8 protein-coding genes and 2 tRNA genes are annotated in these 10224 nt (G+C 60.4%); 3 read left to right on the forward strand and 7 right to left on the reverse strand.

Annotated elements, in window-relative coordinates:
- Nucleotide 1: 1 nt before the first annotated feature.
- The 4 genes from BLT77_RS12670 to argC are packed head-to-tail and all read right to left on the reverse strand — an operon-like array spanning nt 2 to nt 3911.
- Nucleotides 2-1210, reverse strand: a complete 1209-nt coding sequence (locus tag BLT77_RS12670; RefSeq protein WP_028112794.1) for an argininosuccinate synthase — start codon at nt 1208-1210, stop codon at nt 2-4.
- An 11-nt stretch (nt 1211-1221) separates the two neighbouring features.
- Nucleotides 1222-2124 carry an ornithine carbamoyltransferase gene (locus tag BLT77_RS12675; RefSeq protein WP_090365777.1) on the reverse strand — a complete coding sequence of 301 codons (903 nt, stop codon included), beginning with the start codon at nt 2122-2124 and terminating at the stop codon, nt 1222-1224.
- 12 nt (nt 2125-2136) lie between these two features.
- Nucleotides 2137-2907, reverse strand: coding sequence for an acetylglutamate kinase (gene argB, locus BLT77_RS12680; protein WP_090365779.1), 771 nt, complete (start codon nt 2905-2907; stop codon nt 2137-2139).
- Nucleotides 2904-3911: an N-acetyl-gamma-glutamyl-phosphate reductase gene (gene argC / locus BLT77_RS12685; RefSeq protein WP_090365781.1), complete on the reverse strand. Its 1008-nt coding sequence runs from the start codon at nt 3909-3911 to the stop codon at nt 2904-2906. Before argC ends, argB begins: the two co-directional genes overlap by 4 nt.
- 205 nt (nt 3912-4116) lie before the next feature.
- Between argC and argE the strand changes: the two genes are divergently transcribed.
- The 3 genes from argE (at nt 4117) to BLT77_RS12700 (ending at nt 8610) form a co-directional block, all read left to right on the forward strand.
- Nucleotides 4117-5277, forward strand: a complete 1161-nt coding sequence (argE, locus tag BLT77_RS12690) for an acetylornithine deacetylase (protein ID WP_090365784.1) — start codon at nt 4117-4119, stop codon at nt 5275-5277.
- A gap of 100 nt (nt 5278-5377) precedes the next feature.
- Nucleotides 5378-8020, forward strand: a complete 2643-nt coding sequence (gene ppc, locus BLT77_RS12695; protein ID WP_090365787.1) for a phosphoenolpyruvate carboxylase — start codon at nt 5378-5380, stop codon at nt 8018-8020.
- A gap of 47 nt (nt 8021-8067) precedes the next feature.
- A complete protein-coding gene (locus BLT77_RS12700) occupies nt 8068-8610 on the forward strand; it encodes a YceB family lipoprotein (RefSeq protein WP_090365790.1) in 543 nt (180 codons plus the stop codon).
- On the opposite strand, the gene BLT77_RS12705 is transcribed toward BLT77_RS12700, so the two are convergent.
- The 3 genes from BLT77_RS12705 to BLT77_RS12715 form a co-directional block, all read right to left on the reverse strand.
- Nucleotides 8607-9908, reverse strand: coding sequence for a CinA family nicotinamide mononucleotide deamidase-related protein (locus BLT77_RS12705; protein ID WP_090365793.1), 1302 nt, complete (start codon nt 9906-9908; stop codon nt 8607-8609). The two genes, BLT77_RS12700 and BLT77_RS12705, sit on opposite strands and share 4 nt — an antisense overlap.
- Before the next feature lie 103 nt (nt 9909-10011).
- Nucleotides 10012-10087 (reverse strand) — tRNA-Thr (locus BLT77_RS12710).
- 61 nt (nt 10088-10148) lie between these two features.
- Nucleotides 10149-10224: transfer RNA gene (locus BLT77_RS12715), tRNA-Thr, on the reverse strand.

Below are 10224 nucleotides of genomic sequence, written 5' to 3' on the forward strand. Positions count from 1 at the left end.
ATCAGTTCTGCTCCTTATGCAGGGCCGCGATCCGGCTCGACAGCGAGAACAACCGAATGAAGCCTTCCGCGTGCTTCTGGTTGTAGACTTCGTCCTCCTCAAAGGTGGAGAACGCTTCCGAGTACAGACTGTTAGGGCTGGTCCGTTTCACCACCACCGCCTGACCTTTATACAGCTTAACCACGATCTCACCGGTCAGTGGCTCTGCCAGGCTGGCCGCTGCCGCCAACAGCGCCTTGGAGACCGGAGTAAACCAACGGCCGTCGTACAGCACATGGGAGAACTCCAGGCCAATCTGCTCACGGAACTTAAACGCCGACTTATCCAGTACCAGTGTCTCCAGGCCACGCAGGCCGGCGTTGACGATGGTGCCACCCGGAGTTTCGTAACAACCGCGGGACTTCATGCCCACTAACCGGTTTTCGACGATGTCGATGCGACCAACACCGTGCTTGGCCCCCAGCTCGTTGAGCACACTCAAACCGTTGAACGGAGTCACGGCCTCACCGTTAACCTGGGTCAGCACCCCATGCTCGTAGCCCAGGGTGACGTATTCCGCCGCATCCGGCGCCTGCTCTGGCGACACGCTCCAGGTCCACACCTGTTCGGACGGCTCACAGTTCGGATCTTCCAACTCGCCCCCCTCGTGGGAGATGTGCCAGCAGTTGGCATCGCGACTGTAGATCTTCTCCGCCGAAGCGGTGGTCGGGATGTTTTTGCTGGCCAGGTAATTGAGCAGATCGGTCCGCGACTTCATGGTCCAGTCCCGCCATGGGGCAATCACCTTCAGTTGCGGGGCCAGGGCGGCGTAGGTGGACTCGAACCGCACCTGATCGTTACCCTTGCCGGTACAGCCGTGGGACACCGCGTCGGCGCCCACCTGCAGCGCCAGCTCCACCTGGGCCTTGGCGATAATAGGACGGGCCATGGCGGTGCCCAGCAGATAGGTGCCTTCGTACAGGGCACCGGTCTGCAGGATCGGGTTGATGTAGTGACCGACGAACTCCTCTTTCAGATCCACCACGTGGCAACTGGAGGCGCCGGAGGCGATCGCTTTCTCCTCAACGCCCACCAACTCTTCGGCACCCTGGCCGACATCGGCCACAAAGGCCACCACTTCACAATCGTACTGCTCTTTCAGGTAAGGGATAATGGCGGAAGTATCCAGGCCGCCGGAGTAGGCCAGTACCACTTTGTTAATCTTTGTCATGGGGATGTCCTTTAAATCAGAGTCAGTAGAATTGCGTTTTGGGCGTGCATCCGGTTTTCAGCCTGGTCCATGACCAGCGACTGCTCCGAATCCATCACCTCTGAAGTCACTTCCACCTCGCGGTGGGCGGGTTGGCAATGCAGGAAATGGCTGGCACCACTGCTGGCCATCATCTGTGCATTGACCTGGTAGGGGGCAAACTTGGCTTTGATCTCCTCCAGCGGCGTGGTGTCGCCCATGGAGATCCAGGTATCGGCGTAGATGACGTCCACCCCCTCCAGGGCGGCGACGTCGCTGCTGAGGGTCAAGCTGGCACCGGACTGCGCCGCCAGCGCCTGAGCTTCCAGCACCTGCTGGCCGTCGGGGAAGTGACCCGGAGGGCACACCACCACCATGTCGACACCCAGCTTGGCGGCGATGATCATCAGCGAATGGGTGACGTTATTGCCGTCCCCGACGTACGCCAGCTTGGACTGCTGCCAGTCGGAGTTATGCTCCATGATGGTCAGCATGTCGGCCATCGCCTGGCAGGGGTGGTACAGATCGCACAGCGAGTTCACCACCGGCACCGACGCATGCTCGGCCAACTCCAACAGGGTGGCGTGATCGAAGACCCGTGCCACGATGGCATCGCACCAGCGCGACAGGTTCTGGGCAAAATCTTTCACCGACTCCCGCTTGCCCAGGGCGCCATTTTGCTGATCCAGATAGACCGCATGGCCACCGAGCTTATTGATGCCCACATCAAAACTGACCCGGGTCCGCAGCGACGGCTTTTCAAACAGAGTGGCCACGCTCTTGCCTTTGAGGGCGTCCTGATAGGGGCCGTAATCGGCCTTCAGGGCTTTGGCTTTATCCAGCACCGCCAGAATCTGTTCCGGCGTCCAATCTTTCAACGTCAACAAGTTCTGCATCATTCAATTCCTTTAGGGGTAAACCTGAGTGCCAACGCTGTGGCCCTCAATCAGACCAGCCAGCTGTTCCGGGTAACGCCAACTGGCCACCAGAACCCGATTGTCGATGGCACGGGCCGCGGCCTGGGCCGCCTCCACCTTGACTTTCATGCCGCCATCGATGACGCCGCTTTTCACTAGGCTTTGAGCCAGCTCCGGAGTCAGTTCCGGAATCAACTGACCCTTGCCGTCCAGCACGCCGGATACGTCCGACAGCAGGGTCAGCGGCGCCTTCAGTAACTGGCAGATGACCGTGGCCGCCTGATCGGCGTTGACGTTCAGCAACTGCCCCTGAGCGTCTGCCGCCACCGAAGAGATAATGGGTAACATGCCCAGGCTTAACAGCTGCTGCAACAGCTGAGGCTGGTTGGCGGTTACCTGACCGACACAGCCGAGCTCGGGATCCTGCACCTGTGCCTGCACCAAGTTGCCGTCCGCCAGCGTCAGTCCCACCGGCACCAACCCCACCTGTTTGGCGGCCGCCACCAGCTTGGTATTGGCAATGCCGGCCAGCGCACCGGCGACGATGGGCATCTGCTCCTCGGGGGTAACCCGCAAACCCTGATGCTTGGTGGTGGTCATGCCGTTGGCGCTCAGTTGCTGCTCCACCAATACACCGCCACCGTGCACCAACACCGGTTGCCAGCCCTTGTGCTGCAGCTGGATCAGGGTGTCAAACAACCGCACCATGCCCTTGTCGCACTCCAGCAGCGCACCGCCCACTTTAATGACCATCGTCTTCATGAATACACCTCATGACCAAAATGAATGTTTATGCAGTCGAGCGCCTGACTGGCGGCGCCCTTCATCAGGTTGTCGATGGCGCTGGCCACCACCAGGGTTTGTTTGCCGGCATCGAACTTCCAGGCCAGCAGACAGCGACCACTGCCGGCAACGTCGTCCACCTTAGGCCAGCTCCCCTGTGGTAGCAGTTTGACGCCGGCATTGCCTTGATACACCGCATAAGCCTCGGCAATCTCAGAATCGGTAATTCCCGCTTTCAGTTGGCAGACGATGGTCGCCAGGATGCCCCGCTTAAAATTGCCGAGATGGGGAGTGAACACCACCGGATGCCCCAGGTAGGTTTCGATCTCCGGCTGATGCCGATGCCCCAGAACTCCGTACGGCGTCAGGCTGACCTGACAGAAGTGGGTATTGAGCTGAGCCTTGCGACCGGCGCCGCTGACCCCGCTGACCGCATTGATCACCGGCATCGCCGACTCGGACAGCAAGCCAGCCTGCTGCAAAGGCTTAAGCGCCAGTAGTGACGCGGTGGGGTAACACCCGGGCACGGCAATGAGCTTGCTCTTATTCAGGGTGTGCGGGTACCAGTCCACCAAGCCATATTCCGCCTGCAGCAGGTGCTCTGGGTGAGGATGTTCAAAACCGTAAAACTCAGGGTAGATGGCGGCATCCTTGAAGCGGTGACCACCGGACAGGTCAAACACACTGAGGCCGGCCTCCAGCAGGGTCGGCACCAGCGTGGCGCTGACCTGGTGCTCGGTGGCCAGACACACGCCCTGATGATTCTGGCACAACTGCTGCAGCGCCTCGGCACTCAACCCCTGCAGCGGTTGGTCCACCAGTCCGAGCATCTCCGGATACAGGACGCTAAGCGGGGTACCGGCGTCGGCACTGGCTTCGGAAACGTATAACCCGCCCAGGGTCAGGGAGTCATCGGTGGCAATCAATTTGGCCAGCGTGGCACCGGCATACCCGGATGCACCAATTATGGCTATAGTGGTCATGAGGAAGAGTCCATTAGCAAACGTAACAACAGGAAAGCGTGGGGGCAGCCATAACGGAGGCGACGACCGACTTTATCGTCGTCGTAGAGGGGCGGGCTGATGTTTCCAGAATGCAAATTTCATAGCGGTAGTTATCGTCTATTTACTGTCACCCTGATAGACTACCACCAATTTATACTTATGCAAATATTTTGAATAAATAATTATGAAGAATTTTCCAGACCTGAAACAGCGCTTCCAGCAACTCATTGCCAGCCCCTCCATCAGCGGCCTGGAGGGGGAGTGGGATCAGAGCAACCTGCCCATCATTGAGTTGTTGCACGGCTGGTTCAGTCATCTGGGATTCCGGTGTGAGGTGCTGCCACTGCCCGGCCAAACCAATAAGGCCAACCTGCTGGCCCGCATCGGTCCCGAGGGGGCCGGCGGTCTGCTGCTGGCCGGTCACACCGATACCGTTCCCTATGATGAGGGGCGCTGGAGTCAGGATCCGTTCCGGCTCACCGAGCGGAATCACCGCTGGTACGGCCTGGGCACCTGTGACATGAAGGGGTTCTTCGCGCTGATCCTGGAAGCGGCGCTGCAATTCGATCTCACTCAGCTGAAACGGCCGCTGTACATTCTGGCCACCGCCGACGAAGAGACCACCATGGCCGGCGCCAAGGCCTTTGCCGCCAGTAAGCAGATCGCGCCGGATTATGCACTGATCGGCGAACCCACCGGCCTGCGCCCGGTGCACATGCATAAGGGCCACGCCGCCCATGGAATTCGGGTCAGTGGCCGCAGCGGCCACTCGTCGGATCCGGACAAAGGCCTGAACGCCATTGAGGTGATGCATTTGGTGATCGGCGAGCTGATGACCCTGAAACGCACCCTGGCCGACAACTACCATCAACCCGGCTTCAGTGTGCCCTACCCGACCCTGAACTTTGGCCACATTCACGGCGGTGACGCGGTCAACCGCATCTGCGGCTGCTGCCAGCTCAACCTCGACATGCGCCCCCTGCCCGGCATGAGCCTGTCACAACTGCAGCACCTGCTGGAACAGGCACTGGCACCGGTGATGCAGCGTTACCCGAATTGCATCAACATAGCGCCACTGTTCCCGGGATCTGAGCCGTTTGCCTATCAGGGGGACAACACCCTACTCGACCTGGCCCAGCAACTCAGCGGTCAGGATGCACAGGCGGTGAACTACGCCACCGAAGCGCCCTACATCAATCAGTTGGGCTGCCAGACCCTGGTGCTGGGACCGGGCAGCATCGAGCAAGCACACCAGCCGGATGAGTTTATCCACATGGACTATCTCACCTCCACTCCCAGGTTAATAAGCCGTTTCATCAATAAATTCTGTTTATTGGCCGAGTAAACCACTGGTTAATATGGTGACCGAGGCTATCTGAGTCCGGTCATTCATGATACTTTGAACGATTGCGAAAGCGGTATCTTTGCTAAGGAGTACGATCAAGATGAGCGATATCAACGCACCACTCAAAGCCAACGTCAGTATGTTGGGGCAGCTGCTGGGCGACACCATCGGCGATCATTTGGGTGAAGGTTTCGTCGATAAGGTGGAGACCATCCGCCAGTTGGCCAAAGCCTCCAGACAGCGCGAGCCCGGCGCCCGCCATAAGATGCTGGAACTGTTGAATCAGCTCTCCGATCAAGAATTGGTACCCTTTGCCCGCGCCTTTAACCAGTTTCTGAACCTGGCCAACATGGCTGAACAGTTCCACACCATCTCCCGCAACTGTGACCAGTTGGTGTGCGTGCCGGATCCGGTGGACCTGCTGTTCGGGCGTCTGCTCAATGGCAAGGCGCAGCTGGATCCCCAGGTGTTGCTGGAGGAGCTGGGACGACTGGAGATCGATCTGGTCCTGACTGCCCACCCGACCGAGATCAGCCGCCGCACCCTGATCACCAAATACAGCGCCATCATTGAATGCCTGGCCGAGCTGGAAAATCCTCAGCTGAGCGAGCGCGAACACCATCAGCAGAGCCTGCGCCTGCGTCAGCTGATTGCCCAGATCTGGCACACCAATGAGATTCGTACTCAGCGGCCAACACCGGAAGATGAAGCTTCCTGGGGCTGGGCCGCCGTGGAAGACAGCCTGTGGCAGGCGGTACCGGACTTCCTGCGCCAGTTGAACGATCGTCTCGAAGCTCACGCCGGTGTGCAGTTGCCACCGGACACCGTGCCGGTGAAATTCTCCAGCTGGATGGGCGGCGATCGCGACGGCAACCCCAATGTCACCGCCAAAGTCAGCGCCCGTGTGCTGCTGAAAAACCGCAAAATGGCGCTGACCCTGTACCTGCAGGACGTCAAAACCCTGATCAGCGAACTGTCGATGGTCGAATGCAGCGACGAGCTGGCGGCCCGGGTCGGCGACACCAACGAACCCTATCGGGTCGAGCTACGCCGCCTGCGCGATCGCCTGCTGATCAACCTGGAAGAGGTCAATGGCCAGCTGGACGGCTTCCCCTCCTCATTGGAGCCGGAACAACGGATTCAATCCCGCGGCGATCTGTTGCAGCCGCTGCAGCTGATCTACGACAGCCTGCTGCAGTCCAACATGCGCCTGATCGCCAACGGCCTGTTACTGGATACCCTGCGCCGGGTTCACTGCTTCGGCATCGGTCTGATTCGACTCGATATCCGTCAAGATGCGGCCCGTCATGAAAGTGCCCTGGCCGAGATCACCCGCTTCCTGGGGCTGGGCGACTACGAACACTGGCAGGAGGAGGAGAAACAAGCCTTCCTGCTGCGCGAACTGGCCAATCGACGTCCGCTGCTCCCCGGCAACTGGACCCCCTCCAACGACACCAAAGAGGTGCTCGACACCTGTAAACTGATCGCCCTGCAGCAGGCGGAAGCCATGGGGTCCTACGTCATCTCCATGGCCAGTTCACCGTCCGACGTGCTGGCGGTGGCACTGCTGCTCAAGGAGTGCGGCTGTCCATTCACCATGCCCATCGTGCCACTGTTCGAGACCCTGGATGACCTTCAGAACGCTGCCGACAGCGTCGAACAGCTGCTGGCCATCGACTGGTACCATGGCTACATCCGCGGTAAACAGCAGGTGATGATTGGCTACTCCGACTCCGCCAAGGACGCCGGCGTGATGGCGGCTTCCTGGGCGCAATACCGGGCCCAGGAGTCATTGGTCGAAGTGTGTAAGGCGGCCAATGTCGATCTGACCCTGTTCCACGGCCGCGGCGGCAGCATCGGCCGTGGCGGCGGCCCGGCCCACGAAGCGATCCTGTCCCAGCCTCCGGGCTCCGTCGACGGTCGCCTGCGTGTCACCGAGCAGGGAGAGATGATCCGCTTCAAGTTTGGCCTGCCCAAGGTGGCGGTCCAGAGTCTGGCCCTCTATACCTCGGCGGTACTGGAAGCCACGCTGCTGCCACCACCTCAGCCTAAGCAGGCCTGGCGGGAGCTGATGGACAGCATTGCCGCCAGTTCGGTGGACGCCTACCGCAGCATCGTCCGCGACGAGCCGCAATTTGTGCCCTACTTCCGTGCCGCGACGCCGGAGCAGGAACTGGCCGATCTGCCCCTGGGCAGCCGCCCAGCTAAACGCCGAGCCGACGGCGGCGTCGAGTCCCTGCGTGCCATTCCATGGATCTTTGCCTGGACTCAAAACCGACTGATGCTGCCGGCCTGGCTGGGCGCCGGGGCGGGCCTGAAAACTGCCATTGACGCCGGCGAACAGCCAACCCTGACCGCCATGTTCCAGTCCTGGCCGTTCTTCCGCACTCGACTGTCGATGCTGGAGATGGTGTACGCCAAAGCCGAGCCGCACCTGGCAGCCTACTACGACCGGGTCCTGGTGCCACAGGAGCTGCACGGCCTGGGCACTACCCTGCGCAAACAGCTGGAGCAAGACATTGAAACCGTGCTGCAGCTGACCCAGGAGCAGGCACTGATGGAACACACCCCGTGGAACCGGGAGTCGGTGGAACTGCGTCATCCCTACATCGATCCCCTCAACTTCCTGCAGGCGGAACTGCTGCGTCGCTGTCGGGGCAAGGAGGAGGAGCTGGACGACATTCGCCAGGCGCTGATGATCACCATTGCCGGCATCGCCGCCGGCATGCGCAACACCGGCTAACCATCCATCACAGCGGGCTCCGGCCCGCTTTTTTACAGGAGGCGCCCATGCGCTGGCTGCTGATCCCGTGGATACTGGTGCTGACCGGCTGCGCCACCAGTTACACCCTGACCGAAAATGAGCTGCAGGACTACCTCAGCGACAACATGACGGTGCAGCAACGGCAATCGCCACTGCCCTTTGTGGACGCCGAGATGACCCTCAATCGCATCGATGTGGCCATTGGCCGCAGCGGCGACAACGTAGAGGTGAGTACCGTTTCCGAGTTGGTGATTCGAACCCCGTTGCTGCCCATCCGGGCATCGCTGACTGCCACCCTGTCGGCCGTTCCCTGGTACCGGCCGGAAGATCAGAGCATCTACCTGAGGGATCTGCAGGTGGTGGAGATCACCGCCACCCCGAAGGAGCTGAACGGGCCTCTGCAACAGCTGTCCAGCCAGAGCCTGACCGCGGTGCAGCTGTTCCTCAGCAATCAGCCCATCTACACCCTGGATCAAAAAGACTGGAAGCAGGAGTTGCTGGCCCAGTTCGGGCGCGAACTCACCATTGAGCCCGGCGCCCTGAGGTTTCACCTGCGCAGCGGTGACTAAACGGGGAGGCGATCCACCCGTTTCAGGAACGGGTAGTCGGCAATGACCGGCTGACCCAGCAACATCCGCCGCAGCATATCCAGCGCCACAGCCGCCGACAGCTTGCGGATCAGCGTCCTGGAACGATTAGCCCCGGAGCCAAACGCCAGGGTCTGACTCCAGCTGCCCGCCGGGCCGCTGACACAGAAACACACCGTCCCCACCGGCTTGTCGTCGGTACCGCCTTCCGGACCGGCAATGCCGCTGACGCTGACGCCGTAATCACTGTGCAACCTGGCACGGGCGCCTTCTGCCATCTCTACCACCGTTGGTAGCGACACGGCGCCATGCCGTTGCAGCGTACTCGCCTTAACACCACAACAGATCTGCTTGGCCTCATTGCTGTAGGTCACCAAAGAACCCTGTAGGTAAGCCGAACTGCCTGCCAACGTCACCAGCTGATCGGCAATCATGCCGCCGGTACAGGATTCGGCCAACGCCAGGGTCGCACCCTGCTCCGTCAACAGCCGGTGGATCTCATTGGCCAGCACAGGTTGGTTCTCCGCCACCAGCGAGTCGCCAAGCGCTGCCCTCACCGCCCCCACATAGGCTTGCCACTGGTCTTGATCCACCGCCGAGCGCCGGAACAGCTTCACTTCGATGTGGGGCATCGAGGCCCGGTAGCCGACCGTCACCCCTTCCGGGCAGGGCACCGTCAATGCCTCGATGTCATTGGCCATGGCCGACTCTGCCTGGCCCAGCGTCAGCAACTTATGCACGCTGACTGACCCTCCCTGCCGAGGGTCCAGATCCCGTAAGAACGGCAGCAGTTGCTCATTGACCATGCGGAACAGTTCATGGGGCACCCCGGGGGTGAAAAACAGCCAGGCCTTACCCAACCGCACTCGAAATCCACAGGCGGTGCCCACCGGGTTGTCTACCACAACGGCCGAACGTGGCAGCATCGCCTGTTTCAGATTACTCGGCGTCATGACCCGGCCCCTGGAACTGAACATCTGCTCCATCACCGCCCGCCACTGCTCGAACATCACCACCGGCTCACCCAGCGCCATGGCCGCCGCTTCGGCACTGAGATCGTCACTGGTGGGGCCGAGGCCGCCATTGACGATCACCAGATCCGCCCGTTCGGCGCTGTGACGAAACGCCGTCACCAGATCGTCCATCCGATCGCCGACCGTGGTTTTGCGACTCAGCTCATAGCCCTGCTCCATCAGGGTATTGGCCACCCAGGCGGCATTGGTATCGACAATTTGACCCGATAGCACCTCTTCCCCGGTGCAGATCATCTCAATCTTCATAGTGCATCTCCTTGTTGATAGCCACACTAGAGAAGCGTTGAAGGGAAAGCAATGAATCGCGGGCATAAAAAAAGCCCTGACCGTCAGGTCAGGGCTTGCAGTCTGGTGCTAATACCCAGAGTCGAACTGGGGACCTCACCCTTACCAAGGGTGCGCTCTACCAACTGAGCTATATCAGCGTATTTCTCGGGGAAGCCCCTAAGAAAAAACCCTGACACTAGGTCAGGGTTCTTCAAAAAATGGTGCTAATACCCAGAGTCGAACTGGGGACCTCACCCTTACCAAGGGTGCGCTCTACCAACTGAGCTATATCAGC

Source organism: Ferrimonas sediminum, from assembly GCF_900100175.1.
Lineage (GTDB): Bacteria > Pseudomonadota > Gammaproteobacteria > Enterobacterales > Shewanellaceae > Ferrimonas > Ferrimonas sediminum.